The sequence below is a fragment of the Seonamhaeicola sp. genome (genome assembly GCF_028281565.1).
Classification (GTDB): Bacteria; Bacteroidota; Bacteroidia; order Flavobacteriales; family Flavobacteriaceae; genus Seonamhaeicola.
The window spans coordinates 357562-370933 of record NZ_JANQJQ010000021.1; the positions used below are offsets into that span (position 1 = coordinate 357562).

16 protein-coding genes are annotated in these 13372 nt (G+C 35.3%); 6 read left to right on the forward strand and 10 right to left on the reverse strand.

Translation table 11 applies throughout. The annotated features are described in order from the left end of the window. Positions 1-22: 22 nt before the first annotated feature. Positions 23-1084, forward strand: a complete 1062-nt coding sequence (locus Q0983_RS11280) for a hypothetical protein (RefSeq protein ID WP_299552933.1) — start codon at positions 23-25, stop codon at positions 1082-1084. A 2-nt stretch (positions 1085-1086) separates the two neighbouring features. Here the strand turns inward: Q0983_RS11280 and Q0983_RS11285 are convergent, their stop codons facing one another. The 7 genes from Q0983_RS11285 to glf are packed head-to-tail and all read right to left on the reverse strand — an operon-like array spanning position 1087 to position 6640. After that, the gene (locus Q0983_RS11285; protein ID WP_299552936.1) at positions 1087-1602 is read right to left on the reverse strand and encodes a hypothetical protein; all 516 of its coding nucleotides are present in this window, start codon (positions 1600-1602) and stop codon (positions 1087-1089) included. A 36-nt stretch (positions 1603-1638) separates the two neighbouring features. Continuing rightward, complete coding sequence (locus Q0983_RS11290; protein WP_299553191.1) at positions 1639-2655, reverse strand: COX15/CtaA family protein; 1017 nt, start codon at positions 2653-2655, stop codon at positions 1639-1641. Between the two features lie 4 nt (positions 2656-2659). Further along, complete coding sequence (locus Q0983_RS11295) at positions 2660-3112, reverse strand: GNAT family N-acetyltransferase (RefSeq protein ID WP_299552939.1); 453 nt, start codon at positions 3110-3112, stop codon at positions 2660-2662. Continuing rightward, complete coding sequence (locus tag Q0983_RS11300) at positions 3105-4529, reverse strand: HD domain-containing protein (RefSeq protein WP_299552942.1); 1425 nt, start codon at positions 4527-4529, stop codon at positions 3105-3107. The genes Q0983_RS11295 and Q0983_RS11300 overlap by 8 nt, the downstream gene beginning before the upstream one ends. A gap of 28 nt (positions 4530-4557) precedes the next feature. Beyond that, on the reverse strand, positions 4558-4932 hold the full coding sequence (locus Q0983_RS11305; RefSeq protein WP_299552945.1) for a GxxExxY protein: 375 nt from the start codon (positions 4930-4932) through the stop codon (positions 4558-4560). Between the two features lie 29 nt (positions 4933-4961). Further along, positions 4962-5525 carry an L-threonylcarbamoyladenylate synthase gene (locus Q0983_RS11310; protein WP_299552948.1) on the reverse strand — a complete coding sequence of 188 codons (564 nt, stop codon included), beginning with the start codon at positions 5523-5525 and terminating at the stop codon, positions 4962-4964. Further along, the gene (gene glf, locus Q0983_RS11315; protein ID WP_299552951.1) at positions 5522-6640 is read right to left on the reverse strand and encodes a UDP-galactopyranose mutase; all 1119 of its coding nucleotides are present in this window, start codon (positions 6638-6640) and stop codon (positions 5522-5524) included. The genes Q0983_RS11310 and glf overlap by 4 nt, the downstream gene beginning before the upstream one ends. Positions 6641-6706: 66 nt before the next feature. Between glf and Q0983_RS11320 the strand changes: the two genes are divergently transcribed. Continuing rightward, the gene (locus Q0983_RS11320; protein WP_299552954.1) at positions 6707-7759 is read left to right on the forward strand and encodes a beta-1,6-galactofuranosyltransferase; all 1053 of its coding nucleotides are present in this window, start codon (positions 6707-6709) and stop codon (positions 7757-7759) included. An 11-nt stretch (positions 7760-7770) separates the two neighbouring features. Next, on the forward strand, positions 7771-8526 hold the full coding sequence (locus Q0983_RS11325; protein ID WP_299552957.1) for a lipopolysaccharide kinase InaA family protein: 756 nt from the start codon (positions 7771-7773) through the stop codon (positions 8524-8526). 1 nt (position 8527) lies between these two features. Here the strand turns inward: Q0983_RS11325 and Q0983_RS11330 are convergent, their stop codons facing one another. Continuing rightward, on the reverse strand, positions 8528-9283 hold the full coding sequence (locus Q0983_RS11330; RefSeq protein ID WP_299552961.1) for a glycosyltransferase family 2 protein: 756 nt from the start codon (positions 9281-9283) through the stop codon (positions 8528-8530). A 55-nt stretch (positions 9284-9338) separates the two neighbouring features. Here Q0983_RS11330 and Q0983_RS11335 point away from each other — a divergent pair, with 55 nt between their 5' ends. After that, positions 9339-10166, forward strand: a complete 828-nt coding sequence (locus tag Q0983_RS11335) for a glycosyltransferase family 2 protein (RefSeq protein ID WP_299552964.1) — start codon at positions 9339-9341, stop codon at positions 10164-10166. A gap of 10 nt (positions 10167-10176) precedes the next feature. Here the strand turns inward: Q0983_RS11335 and Q0983_RS11340 are convergent, their stop codons facing one another. Together Q0983_RS11340 and Q0983_RS11345 are read right to left on the reverse strand one after the other, a co-directional pair. Next, positions 10177-11082 carry an ATP-grasp fold amidoligase family protein gene (locus Q0983_RS11340; protein ID WP_299552967.1) on the reverse strand — a complete coding sequence of 302 codons (906 nt, stop codon included), beginning with the start codon at positions 11080-11082 and terminating at the stop codon, positions 10177-10179. 43 nt (positions 11083-11125) lie between these two features. Next, the gene (locus tag Q0983_RS11345; protein WP_299552970.1) at positions 11126-11941 is read right to left on the reverse strand and encodes a 2,3,4,5-tetrahydropyridine-2,6-dicarboxylate N-succinyltransferase; all 816 of its coding nucleotides are present in this window, start codon (positions 11939-11941) and stop codon (positions 11126-11128) included. Positions 11942-12400: 459 nt separating this feature from the next. On the opposite strand from Q0983_RS11345, the gene Q0983_RS11350 reads away from it, so the two are divergent. Together Q0983_RS11350 and ruvX are read left to right on the forward strand one after the other, a co-directional pair. Continuing rightward, positions 12401-12712: a hypothetical protein gene (locus tag Q0983_RS11350; RefSeq protein ID WP_299552973.1), complete on the forward strand. Its 312-nt coding sequence runs from the start codon at positions 12401-12403 to the stop codon at positions 12710-12712. A gap of 200 nt (positions 12713-12912) precedes the next feature. Then, entirely contained in the window at positions 12913-13323 is a 411-nt protein-coding gene (ruvX, locus tag Q0983_RS11355; protein WP_299552976.1) for a Holliday junction resolvase RuvX, read from the forward strand. Positions 13324-13372 lie beyond the last annotated feature (49 nt).

A 13372-nucleotide genomic window follows, 5' to 3' on the forward strand; every position in this document is an offset into this window, starting at 1 on the left:
TAAAATTACCTAATTTTACATCATGAAGGATTTAAAAATATCTAAAAAGAAACCAACGTATCCGGTTAGCGAGAAATTAAGCAACTACCTCACTGAATATAATAGAAATATAGAAATCCCTATTTTTTATCATGATTTATTACGCTTTCAGGGTTCGGTAGTGGTCTATGATGAAAATGATAATGATACGTTATGGATTAGAGTGTATTATAATGATTATGAGCGCGAAGAAATAGAGCTGTCACTAAAGAAAGTTTATACTATTTTACATTCCGACGGAAATGAGGAAGTGCATCCTTTTTTAAGTGTTGATGCTATTGATTATTGCACGTTTGGAAATTCAAAACCCTTCAGAATAAAAATCAGAAATATTTTAAATGACAACTATACGTATTTTTATATAAAAACAGCTGATGCTTCCCGGATTTACGGTTTGGAACTTGAGCATATGCTGTCTCCCTATAACCTTAATTTTTTAGTTTATAGGGATACTTTAATTGAAGAACATATTGCGGGAATTCCCGGAGATGTGTTTATAAAGGATATGCTGCCTAGTTGTAATAAATCTGAAAAAGCTCAAATAGCCAAGGAGTTTGTGAAATTCAACGAGCGTTGTATGATCAGGCTTTTGGGTGATATGCGCTCCTACAATTATGTTATTGTGCCCACACATGATTTTGATCATGTAGTGTATAAGATCAGAGCTATTGATTTTGACCAGCAATCCTATGAAGGCAAGTTTAATATTTACAGGCCACAATTCTTCAAGGAAAATCTGGAAATGGTTCAAATGGTATCGCAAACTTTTCAAAAGTTGTCCATAGCGCAGTATAAAACGGAAGAGCGTTCCATTTTGGTTAAGCGTTTAAAAAGTTTTCACGACAGGATTGAGTCGTTATTATCCTGTATGAAAGTGGATACGATATCTACCAAACAACATATTGAAATGCTTAGAAGCGACATTTTCAGGTATTCCAAAGACGAAAAGTTTAATAACTGTAATAGTATGGGGCAAATACTAAAATGCGGATTGGAATTTTTAACAACAAACTACGAGAATGTGAATCCGTTGAAACTGGGCTAATACTAATTCCAGTTTTCGTCAAAATCTAAGTTGGTGTAATCATCAACATCAAAGTCGTCTTCAAATTCATTGAAAACATCCTCATCGGACTCTGATTCAAATAAGCGATCAGGAGCGGTGTCGGGAATTTGCCCGTGAACAAACATGAGGTTCGGATAATCCGTACTTTCTGCTTCTTCAACGATTTCGGCAAGTTCTACATAGAACGTCCACATGCTTAAAAAGTCGTAGACATATATAAGTTTTGGTTGTGCTTCATGAACCACATCATTGATCGTAGTTTCATTCATTAGACGCGCAGAACCATCATCGCTTAAATCGAATAACGAAATTTCTTCGCCCTGATTCCAGTGCTCATCACTTATATAGAACGATGCCATCTCACTACCTTCAAACCCAAAAGATTGGGTGATGATATTGTGTAAATCTTCTAAAGAGTCACTTTCTCTAATCTCTAAATCACGAAAAATATCGTCTTCCGTATCATTATCAAGTATTACTCTAAATCTATAAATCATGATGCAAAATTATGAGGCAAAGTTAAGCTTTTTAGATTATTTGCTAAAACGATGCAGTGTAAATGTCATGGCGCTTAATAAGAAAAAAGCACCCACCTGATGGGCCACACCTAACCAAACGGGAACTTGTAAAAGTATGGTGAAAACACCCAATAAAAATTGAAGCCCGACCATGATCATTAGTGCCTTAATTCCCTTTGATTGAAGTTTTGTTAAGTTTAGTTTTTTTGAGTTTTTCCATATAAGAAATACCAATAAAACCACTACATAGGCTAAGATTCTGTGAACAAACTGAACGCCGCTTTTACCTTCAATAAAATTTTTATAAAGCGGGTCTTGCTCTATATAAACCGTTTCGTGCATAAACTTGCCTTCGCTCATCATGGGCCAGTGATTATGGATAAATCCGGCATCTAATCCGGCAACAAAGGCTCCGTAAATAATTTGCAATAACAAAATGGCAAGGCTAAACCTGACCAGGTTTCTAAATTTAATATCCACAGGTTTCTTATTGGGATATCTCAGATCAAGTGCTACCCAATAGGTATATGCAAAGGTTATAAATGCCGTAGTAAGGTGTGCAGCGAGCCTGTAATGGCTTACATCCGGATTGTCTACCAATCCGCTTTTAACCATATACCAGCCTAAAAACCCTTGAAAGGCACCTAGTCCAAGTAAAATGATTGATTTTTTGATGGTAGGTTTTGAAAGTTGTTTGGTTATTAAAAAGTACAAGAACGGAATAAAAAATACAATACCAATGAGCCTTCCAATGACCCGGTGCAACCATTCCCAAAAATAAATGTCTTTAAAATCCTGTAATGTAAAATGACTGTTCAGCTTTTGATATTCAGGGTATTGTTTGTACAAATCAAAAGCTTCTTGCCATTCTACCTCATTCATTGGGGGAATAGTGCCTGAGATCAATTTATAATTTGAAATGGAGAGCCCCGAATGCGTTAATCTTGTAATACCACCAACCACCACCATAACAAAGATGAGGAAGCATCCGGTTAGCAGCCAGTAAATAACTTTTTTATTGTCTTTGTTCATCATTTTAAGAAAGTATTTTTTTAAAGCACAGGCTATTGGCTATGTCCTTGTACGGTCCGTAATTAGGAATAACCTGGTAACGCTTTTTTTTATAAAAATTCACAGCTTCAATCTGCCGTTTCCCGGTTTCTAAAACACAAATGTTATAACGGGCTTCTTTAGCCCAGGTTTCCAATTCCTTTAATATTAGTGTTGCTACTCCCTTACCTCTATACTCCGGAAGCGTGAACATGCGTTTAATTTCAACAGCATCGTCATCAAATTTTTTAAAAGCACCACAACCTACAGGAATAGAGTCATGATAGGCAATCACCACATGGTTTAGAACATCAATGTTGTTGTATTGCATATAAAAATCATGCTCCGTCCCGTCAACGGTTTTTAAATAGCCATTCAATAGGTTTACCAGTGCAATAAAGGCTTCATTTTTGGAGTTTGTTCTTACCAGTTTAATCATTACCAATGACTTTTAATCCCAGTTTTTTACCTTTTTCCAGCATAAGATTGTAAGCCGCTTCATATTCATTGGGAATATCGCCTTCAAGAATGGCTTCCTTTATAAATTCTTTTATAACACCTATTTCTTTTGAAGGTTTTAAGTTGAAGGTTTTCATGATCTCTTCACCGGAAATAGGCGGTTGAAAATTCCGAACATGATCGCGTGCTTCAACTTCAACAATTTTATCGCGTACGATTTTAAAATTGTTATGATATTTTTTGAATCTCTTAGGGTTTTTGGTGGTAATATCGGCTTCGCACAATGTCATAAGATCGTCCACATAATCACCGGCATCAAAAACCAGGCGTCTCACGGCGGAATCAGTCACAATATCCTGAGCAAGTACTATGGGGCGTGAGCTCATCAGTACCATTTTCTGTACAAATTTCATTTTATCATTCAATGGCATTTTCAATCGCTTGAACAACCGATATACCATTTTAGCTCCTACAAATTCATGCCCATGAAATGTCCAGCCTACTTTTTTGTTGAATTTTTTAGTTGGAGCCTTGCCTATATCGTGCAATAAAGCAGCCCAACGTAACCAGAGATTATCAGTGTGTTCAGAGATATTATCAACCACTTCCAGGGTATGATAAAAATTGTCTTTATGACGTTGACCCTCAACTTCTTCAACACCTTTCAAAGCAGTAAGCTCTGGAAGTATATGATCTAATAATCCCGTTTTTTCCAAAAGTAAAAAGCCTATGGACGGTTTTGGGCTCTCAAGGATCTTGTTCAATTCAGCAACAATACGTTCTTTGGTAATGATCTTAATTCTTGAAGCATTTTTGGTGATGGCATTTAAACTATGGGCTTCAATAGTAAAATGTAATTGCGTGGCGAACCGTATAGCTCTTAACATTCTTAATGGGTCATCACTATAGGTAATGTCCGGATTCAAAGGTGTTCTTATAATCTGGTGTTCTAAATCCTGAATACCATTAAAAGGATCTAACAGTTTACCAAAAGCATCCTCATTCAGGCCTAAAGCTAAGGCATTTATAGTAAAATCGCGTCGGTTTTGGTCATCTTGTAAGCTGCCATTTTCAACTACGGGGTTTCTGCTATCTTCTGAATACGATTCCTTTCGGGCACCAACAAACTCAATCTCAATATCATCATACCTGAGCATGGCCGTACCATAAGTCTTGAAAACCTGAACTTTTGGTTTGTTTGGTAAGTTTTTGGCAACTTGTTTGGCAAGCTTAATACCACTGCCTATGGCTACAATATCAATATCTTTGGCATTACCACGTTTTAAAATAAAATCGCGCACAAACCCACCGATAACGTAAGCTTCCAGCTGAAGTTCTTCAGCCGCCAGGGAAATGGTTCTAAAAACGGGATGTTGTAATGCTTCTTTATAATTCATTTTCTTGTGGCCACTAATGCACGAATGTTTATAAAACAATTCGTTTATGATCTAAAAATTCTTTACTAAAATTTGCCAAAATGGCTAACTTACATTGTGATACTTTCAAGTAGTTTATACATTGGGCTGTATGTTTGTCATTAAGTTTTTCAATTGATTTTATTTCCAGTATGATTTTATCAAAAACAACAAAATCAGCATAAAATTTATGCGGCAAAATAACATCTTTGTAATGTACTTTGTACTCTTTTTCCCTTACAAACGGAATGTCTAGTTTTTTAAACTCATATTCCAAAGCATCTTTATACACGATTTCAGAAAAACCACTGCCTAAGTTATTATATACTTCAAATAAGACACCGACTATGGTATAGCTTTTATCTTTATAAATAATGTTAGACATAAATTATTCGTGAATTCGTGGCGACAACTTTATTTGCGTTTAATCTTTACAATACCATCATTGCTCAGTTTAATAATGGACGAAGGTTTAGCACAAATTTTTTCGCGATGCAAATTTACAACATAGTCTACTCCTTTTAAAACATCAGGAGTTATTTCTTTGAAAGATTTAGGTGTTGGTTGCCCACTAATATTAGCAGAGGTTGATACAATGGCCCCGTTGAACTTTCTTGATAACCAATAGCAAAAATCGTCATCGGGGATCCTGATGGCAATAGTGCCATCGTCAGCAATTAAATTTGGTGCTAAATTTTGGGCATCGTCATATATAATGGTAGTGGGTTTATCTGTAACATCGATAATACTATGTGCAGCGAATGGGATTTCTTTTACATATTTTTTCAGCATTCTGTCATCGGCCACCAGGCAGATTAAGGCCTTACTGTCTTCGCGCTGCTTTAATTCATATACTTTTTTTACAGCTTCTTCATTTGAAGCATCACAGCCAATACCCCAAACGGTATCTGTAGGGTAGAGTATGAGTCCGCCTTCTTTTAAGACCTGTATGGCTTTTTGTATTTCCCGGTTGATCATGATGACATGGTATGATGAAATTCCTTTTCCGCTTTTTTCAGTGCAGAAGCTATTATTTGGTGCATGTCGTAATATTTGTATTCCGCTAAACGCCCGCCAAAAATAACATCAGGTTCATGTGCTGCCAAATCCCGATATTTTTGATATCTGCTTTGGTTTTCTTTATTATTTATAGGGTAATACGCTTCTTTTTCATGCGTCCATTGTTCCGGGTATTCTCTTGTTATAACCGTATGGTTTTGTTTGCCAAACTCAAAATGTTTATGTTCAATTATCCTTGTAAATGGAACCTCCAGGTCACTATAGTTTACCACAGCATTGCCCTGAAAGTTAGTTTCGTTTAAATGCTCATGTTCAAAACGTAAGGACCTGTATTCTAATGCCCCGTACTTATAATTAAAATAGGCGTCAATGGGCCCGGTAAAAACTATTTTTTTTGCTTTAGCGCTTAATTCCTCCTTGTGATCTAAGAAATTTGTGTTTGTAAGCGTATCTATGCCATTTAATAGGCCCTCTACAATTTTGTTGTAGCCACCAATCGGGATCCCCTGGTAAATATCATTGAAATAATTGTTGTCAAAGGTATATCGTATTGGGAGCCTTTTTATAATGAATGCGGGAAGCTCAACAGCTTTTCTTCCCCATTGCTTTTCTGTATATTCCTTGATCAGGGTTTCATAAATATCTTTTCCTACCAAAGAAAGTGCTTGTTCTTCCAGGTTTTTTGGATTTTTATAGCCATATTTTTTTACCTGATCATCAATTATTTGTTTGGCTTCAGCAGGTGTTTTTACATTCCAAAGCGCATGAAAAGTGTTCATGTTAAAGGGCAGGTTGTATAATTTACCCTTTGAAATTGCTAATGGTGAATTAACATAATTGTTAAACGTTGCAAATTGGTTCACGTAGTCCCAAATGGCTTTGTCATTTGTATGGAAAATATGAGCGCCATATTTGTGGACATTGATACCATCAACATTTTCACAATAGACATTACCGCCCAAATGCGGTCTTTTATCAATGACAAGGCAGGTTTTATGCCTCTTTTTTGCCTCATGGGCAAATACGCTGCCAAAAAGGCCGGCGCCAACAATTAAATAATCATACATTTGCATCGCATATTAACCAATGGTTATATTATGCAATAATATTACTAAATAGTTAAAAAAAATAGTTTGTTAATGTATTATATATCTAAAAACTATAAATCGTTGTTTAGTGCAGCAGGAAAAGCCAAGACGGATTATGAATATGTTTTAAATAAAATGGGTTTTATAAACCTTGGTTTTAAACAATCCAGTATTCCTAATTCTACCATTGGTGCCATAAAAAATTTCTTCGGTATAACTTTGGCTTTGATAAAATTACCATTTGGGGCCATTTTATGTACACAATATCCCATTAATAAATACAGAAAGTATATTCTGTTGGTAGCTAAAATAAAACGGTGTAAAATTATAACACTGATACATGACGTGAGGTTTTTAAGAGGAAGAACCAGGGACAGGGAAAAAGAACTGACCAAGTTGAAAAAGTCTGATGCTATTATTGTTCATAATTTGGTTATGAAGAACTGGTTTTTGGATCATAATATAGACAGAGACATCATCTCTTTAGATCTATTCGATTATATCTCAGAACTAAGGCCGGATCAAAATGACCATGTCACTGCCAATGGTAAATATGGAATAGTCTATGCCGGAGGCATGAGTGGTGAAAAGAATTCCTATTTATATGATTTTGACACCCTAAGTAATTCCAACTACTACTTAAATTTATACGGCAAAGGTTTTGAAGAGGACCAAAGAAAAGTAGATCAAAAAGATTCGATACTTACCTATCATGGCGCTTTACCTTCAGATAAAGTAGCTTTTAGTATAAAAGGCCATTTTGGATTGGTATGGGATGGCCCTTCAACCAAAACCTGTACCGGACGATTTGGGGAATATTTAAGATTTAACAACCCACATAAAACGTCTTTGTATCTTTTAAGCGGGTTGCCTGTAATTATTTGGAATGAGGCTGCTTTAGCACCTTTTATAGTTGATAATAATTTAGGAATAGGGATTTCAAATTTAGAAACATTAGAAGCGGTTTTAAGTGGGTTGTCTAAAGCGGACTATGACAAGATGAAGAAAAGTGTTATTGAGTTTCAGGATAAGGTGATGTCCGGATATCATGCTGAAACAGCAACACGTAAAGCCGCGGCATTACTTAAAGGGTCTATGGATTAAATATTGTGTTTATGTTTAATGAAGTACATGGGGATTATCTGGATATTGAAGACAAGCTTTTAAGCATTATTAATAATTTTGAATCTGAAGGTGAAATTTTCATCTCCGGAAGGAATACTATCAAACTTTTTAAGGTTAATGATCTTGTTATTAATGTTAAGGCCTTTAAAGTGCCTAACCTTATTAACCAAATTGCATATAATTTTTTTAGAAAAAGTAAGGCGCAACGGTCTTTTGAATATGCCAATAAGCTTTTGGAAATGCATATTGGAACCCCCAAACCACTGGCTTATTTTGAATTTAAATCCAGACTGTTGTTCAAGCAAAGTTTTTACGTGACTGAACATTTAGATTGTGATTATACCTATAGAGACCTGATAAAGGATTTTGACATTCCCGGCCATCAAAAAATTCTGGAAGCTTTTACCCGGTTCACCTTTAGTTTGCACGAAAAGGGTATCCATTTTTTAGATCATTCTGCCGGAAATACCCTTATAAAAGGGCAGGGTGGTACGTATGAATTCTATTTGGTAGACCTGAATAGAATGCGGTTTGTACCTATGGATTTTGAAGCCAGAATTAAGAATTTTTCCAGGTTAACCCCTCATAGATCTATGGTTGAAGTGATGAGTCGCGAGTATGCCAAATGTTCCGGTGAAGATTATGATAAAGTCTTTAAACTAATGTGGAAGGAAACGGAAGACTATCAAAAAAAATATCACAGAAAAAGACGATTAAAAAGGAAACTTAAGTTTTGGAAGCAATAGTTTATTCTCTATTTCTGCGCAATAACCAGAGCTTTACATACCTCATAAATATCACATAGGCCTGTATATAACCTATGGTGAATCCTACAACACCATCTCTAAACCCACTTTGAACGACATAATGTTTAAAGAATCCCCAAAATGGCTTAATTACAAAATGATACGGTGTTAGCACACCTGTTTTTTTGTCATAATCTTTTGCCTGCCACCAGGCGTAACGGTTCATTTTTTCAATATACTTGTCAAAAGTAATGTATGTATTGTGATAAAACTTTTCTTTTAATTTGCCAACCTGGCCCTTTACAATAATTTCAGCATGGACATGTTTGTCTTCATACTTACAAAAATCGCGTTTAAAAAGTCTAATGACTTTATCATTCCTCCAGCCACTATAATATACCCTTTCCCCCATGAAATGATTGTTGCGCCCTATCCAAAACGCCATTATATCTAAGGGAGGATCATTTAAAATGCCTTGAATTTCATTTTTAAGTTCAGGGGTTACGCGCTCATCAGCATCTACTAACAAAATCCACTCATGCTCTGCCTGAGGGATGGCCCAATTTTTTTGAGAAGCAGAATAATGATAGTCTCGTCTTAAAACTCTTGTGGCAAGTTCCTGTGCTTTTTCAAAAGTTCCATCGATACTGTAACTGTCAACAACTAAGATTTCGTCAGCAAAATTTACGGAGTCAATGACCCCTTCAATATTGTGAATCTCATTTCCGACAGGGATTAGGGCTGTGAGTTTTTGCATATGTAGCTAATTGTTGGTGAAAATAATTATTTTTACAACGATTTTATATTTTTTTATGTCAAAACCCAGTATTTCAGTTATTATAAGCACTTACAATTCCGAAGCATGGTTAGAAAAAGTACTTTGGAGTTATGAAGCTCAGGTTTTTAAGGATTTTGAGGTGGTAATTGCAGATGACGGTTCTAAACAACCGACATTTGATTTAATAGACAAAATGAAATCTGAGGTGCATTACCCCATCATTCATGTCTGGCATGAAGATAACGGGTTTCAGAAATCACAGATTTTAAACAAGGCCGTTGTAGCTTGCAATGCTGATTATATTTTGATGAGTGATGGCGATTGTATTGCCAGAGAGGATTATGTTAAGATCCATGTAGATAGAAAAGAAAAAGGCTATTTCCTGTCCGGTGGCTACTTTATGTTGCCAATGAACATTTCCAGGTTAATTTCTAAAGAGGATATTTTATCCCAAAGGTGTTTTGATGTGAAATGGTTAAAACAGAACGGGTTAAAATCGTCTTTTAAAAATAATAAGTTGACAGCTAAGGGCTTAAAAAGTAAAGTTTTAAATGCTGTAACACCAACAAATGCCAGCTGGAATGGGCATAATGCTTCCGGTTGGAAAGCAGATATTTTAAAAATAAATGGTTTTGATGAGCGTATGCAATATGGTGGACAGGATAGAGAGTTAGGAGAACGTTTATTTAATCTTGGTATAAAATCAAAACAAATTAGGTATAGTGCCGTATGCCTGCATTTAGACCATCCAAGAGGTTATAAAACTAAGGAGTCCATTGATAAAAACCTTGCTATCAGGGCTACTACCAAAAAAGAAAAACGGGTTTGGACAGACTTTGGGATAAAGAAACACAAGACATGAAACATATGGCTTATATGGCTGTTATTTCTTTAATCCCATGCTTTGGAAGTTCAGGTAACTTAATGTAATTGCCTATAATTTTGTTGTATTCCGGAGGATAAAACTCATATCTGCCATCAGCCGGATAAAATGTCATCTCTCCAAAAATTATTTTACCATTTACAGAGTAAAAATCTACACGAACAAAAGGAAATTTATTCGAAAGTATTTTCGCCAATTTTATCATTTCGGTAAAATTTTCCGGTTGCGGAACTTCCTTTTGTGTCACTTTTATGGGGTCACAAAATTCAACCCTGTTCCAATCCAAATCATAAAAGGCCCTTTGGTGGTCTACCTCTCTGTCTAAATCCACCTGAACAAATTTTGGTTCCCCATGGAAACAAAAGAATTTGTAATCAGTAAGGTCCTTTTTACCAATTTCAGATAAAAACTTTTCGGCTATTAATCGCGGTTTTACATTTTTATAAGCCCATTCTAGCCCACCTCTATAGTATTGATTTTTTCTTAGCCATTTTCTCATGAGAAAATAAGCTTTTCTTTTATTCAGTTTAGACTTTTCAGGAACAATTAAATTAAAATTATAGCCATGAACCCCTTTTATAACGAACTTATCCGGCAATTTTTCAAAGTCTACTTCAGAGGCACTGTCATAAACATCAATTAATTCATTTAGGTATTGCGCCCCTATTTTATCTTTTACATAGTCCCTAACTGAATATTTGTCTACCAGCTGCGTTAATATTGGAGGATGGTAATAAACCTTTAACCAGGAAATTTTTTGATTAAACTCTATTGGGTTATCAAGATCCAGTTTTTTGCCGGAATAATATTCGTAATAGATTTTTACGTACAGATCCGGTGGTAAAAACTTGAGCTTTTTAATTAATCCATAGATCGTTTTTTTAAGGACATTCATTATAACCCAATAAAGTTTATATGTTTACATTTACAAGCATTGGTTAAACTGCCACATCATGCTCACGTAAAGCATCGTTTAACGAAGTTTTCTTGTTGGTACTTTCTTTACGTTTTCCAATGATCAATGCACAGGGAACATTATAGCTGCCGGCAGCAAATTCTTTAGCATAACTTCCGGGAATAACCACAGAACGTGCCGGAACTTTACCTCTCATTTCAATAGGTTCATCACCGGTAACATCAATAATTTTAGTACTCATAGTCAACACTACACCTGCACCTAAAACAACTTCTTTTTCTACATGAACCCCTTCAACAACAATACAACGGGAACCAACAAACACATTATCCTCAATAATCACAGGGGCCGCTTGCAATGGTTCTAGAACACCACCAATGCCAACACCACCAGATAAATGCACGTTTTTGCCTATTTGAGCACAACTGCCAACGGTAGCCCAGGTATCAACCATGGTACCTTCATCAACATAAGCCCCAATGTTTACGTAACTGGGCATTAAAATGGTACCACTTGAAATATAAGCGCCATGTCTGGCTACAGCATGAGGAACCACTCTGATCCCTTTTTCTTTATAACCGGTTTTTAACGGGATTTTATCGTGAAACTCCAACGGACCGGCTTCAATGGTTTCCATTTGTTGAATTGGAAAATAAAGTACCACGCCTTTTTTTACCCATTCATTAACTTGCCAACCCCCTTCAACAGGTTCTGCTACTCTTAACTCGCCTTTGTCTAATAGATCAATTACGGTTCTTATAGCAGACGTAGTCTTTTCTTCTTTTAAAAGATCCCTGTTATCCCAGGCCGCTTCAATTATTTGCTGTAATTCTGTCATCTGTATTTAATTTTTGGCAAAAGTACATGAATTTTTTTATTTAAAAATTGACAAAAACCAAATGACAAAATTTACAGGCTACCATAGCGGTTACTGAAGTAAAATCAAGTTTTACTGGTTTTTTACAAAATTTGGCTTTTACAGCAGAAATATAATCGGTATCACTTAAAAAAGGCATTTAAGAATCGTAATAAGAATTAAAAAAACAGCCGCGTTTTTTATCTGAAATTGTATGCATTTTACGGAAGCCTCAAAGTAAATTTCCCTTTGAAGCAAAAATTAATATCGATGAACTACATTTTTGGTGTTTTTAATCGGTTAACACAAGCACTTGAACTATTCGTCGATGTTTTCGATACGATTTTCTAATAAACGAAAATTCTATGTTCTACAACTATTTTTTTGCACGTAACCTTTAAGCTCGATATATATTTGAACCATCAAAAACAACCCAAGTCAATGAAAACAAGATTTTACATATTATTCGTTTTATTACTTTCTTTTTCTTTTGCAAATGCGCAAAGTACTGACAAGACTGTAACAGTTGAAACTGATAAGACTATTTCTGTTTCTGAAGATAACAGTGATAAGGTTGTTGCTAATGATACCTTAAACACTTCAAAAGAAGAAGTATTGTTGATTAGCGAGGAGGAGTTAAGAGAATCTATTGCTCGTACCGCTAGTGATATCAGAACGTATTTTAACAGAGTAAGAAATGTTGAAAACATTACATTACTGTTCCCAAAAATAAATAAAGCAAAAAAAGCTTAATATTTATAGTATTAATAAGTAGGTTTAACTTTAAAAAGGCTGTCTGTAAAAAGGCAGTCTTTTTTTATTGAAAAAAGACTTCAGGGTTTCCTCAAGATATCTGTTGAATCCGGAATGGTCATCCCGAACTTGTTTCGGGATTCGGGATCTAAATAAAGCGTTTACATAAATTCTTTACTATTTTTGTGCAAATTAATTTGATGGCCAGAATATTAGCAATTGATTACGGAACCAAAAGAACAGGCTTAGCTGTAACAGATGAATTACAGATAATTGCTTCCGGTCTGACTACAGTTAGCACAAAAGAGCTCATAACGTTTTTAAAAGACTATACCAGTAAAGAGCAGGTTGAATTATTTTTGATAGGAGAACCAAAACAAATGGATAATACGGCTTCTGAAAGTGAAGTTTTTATCCAGAAGCTCATTGAGGTTTTAAAAAGCGAATTCCCTAATATTCCCAATCAGAGAGTTGATGAACGTTTCACGTCCAAAATGGCATTTCAAACCATGATCGATAGCGGATTAAAAAAGAGTCAGCGAAAGAATAAAGCTTTAATAGACGAAATTAGTGCAACGCTTATCCTTCAAAGTTATTTATATTCCAAATAAATACCGTCAATAAAATATAGTATTGTATTTTTGCAGCATTAATAGCTCA

Bases quoted from the DNA above. Each gene is read 5' to 3' on its own strand.
- Q0983_RS11325 (WP_299552957.1), top strand. From the start codon at position 7,771: ATGTTTAATGAAGTACATGGGGATTATCTGGATATTGAAGACAAGCTT.
- Q0983_RS11320 (WP_299552954.1), top strand. From the start codon at position 6,707: ATGTATTATATATCTAAAAACTATAAATCGTTGTTTAGTGCAGCAGGA.
- ruvX (WP_299552976.1), top strand. From the start codon at position 12,913: ATGGCCAGAATATTAGCAATTGATTACGGAACCAAAAGAACAGGCTTA.
- glf (WP_299552951.1), bottom strand. From the start codon at position 6,640: ATGCAAATGTATGATTATTTAATTGTTGGCGCCGGCCTTTTTGGCAGC.
- Q0983_RS11340 (WP_299552967.1), bottom strand. From the start codon at position 11,082: ATGAATGTCCTTAAAAAAACGATCTATGGATTAATTAAAAAGCTCAAG.
- Q0983_RS11345 (WP_299552970.1), bottom strand. From the start codon at position 11,941: ATGACAGAATTACAGCAAATAATTGAAGCGGCCTGGGATAACAGGGAT.
- Q0983_RS11295 (WP_299552939.1), bottom strand. From the start codon at position 3,112: ATGATTAAACTGGTAAGAACAAACTCCAAAAATGAAGCCTTTATTGCA.
- Q0983_RS11290 (WP_299553191.1), bottom strand. From the start codon at position 2,655: ATGAACAAAGACAATAAAAAAGTTATTTACTGGCTGCTAACCGGATGC.
- Q0983_RS11310 (WP_299552948.1), bottom strand. From the start codon at position 5,525: ATGATCAACCGGGAAATACAAAAAGCCATACAGGTCTTAAAAGAAGGC.
- Q0983_RS11300 (WP_299552942.1), bottom strand. From the start codon at position 4,529: ATGAATTATAAAGAAGCATTACAACATCCCGTTTTTAGAACCATTTCC.
- Q0983_RS11305 (WP_299552945.1), bottom strand. From the start codon at position 4,932: ATGTCTAACATTATTTATAAAGATAAAAGCTATACCATAGTCGGTGTC.
- Q0983_RS11330 (WP_299552961.1), bottom strand. From the start codon at position 9,283: ATGCAAAAACTCACAGCCCTAATCCCTGTCGGAAATGAGATTCACAAT.
- Q0983_RS11350 (WP_299552973.1), top strand. From the start codon at position 12,401: ATGAAAACAAGATTTTACATATTATTCGTTTTATTACTTTCTTTTTCT.
- Q0983_RS11335 (WP_299552964.1), top strand. From the start codon at position 9,339: ATGTCAAAACCCAGTATTTCAGTTATTATAAGCACTTACAATTCCGAA.
- Q0983_RS11280 (WP_299552933.1), top strand. From the start codon at position 23: ATGAAGGATTTAAAAATATCTAAAAAGAAACCAACGTATCCGGTTAGC.
- Q0983_RS11285 (WP_299552936.1), bottom strand. From the start codon at position 1,602: ATGATTTATAGATTTAGAGTAATACTTGATAATGATACGGAAGACGAT.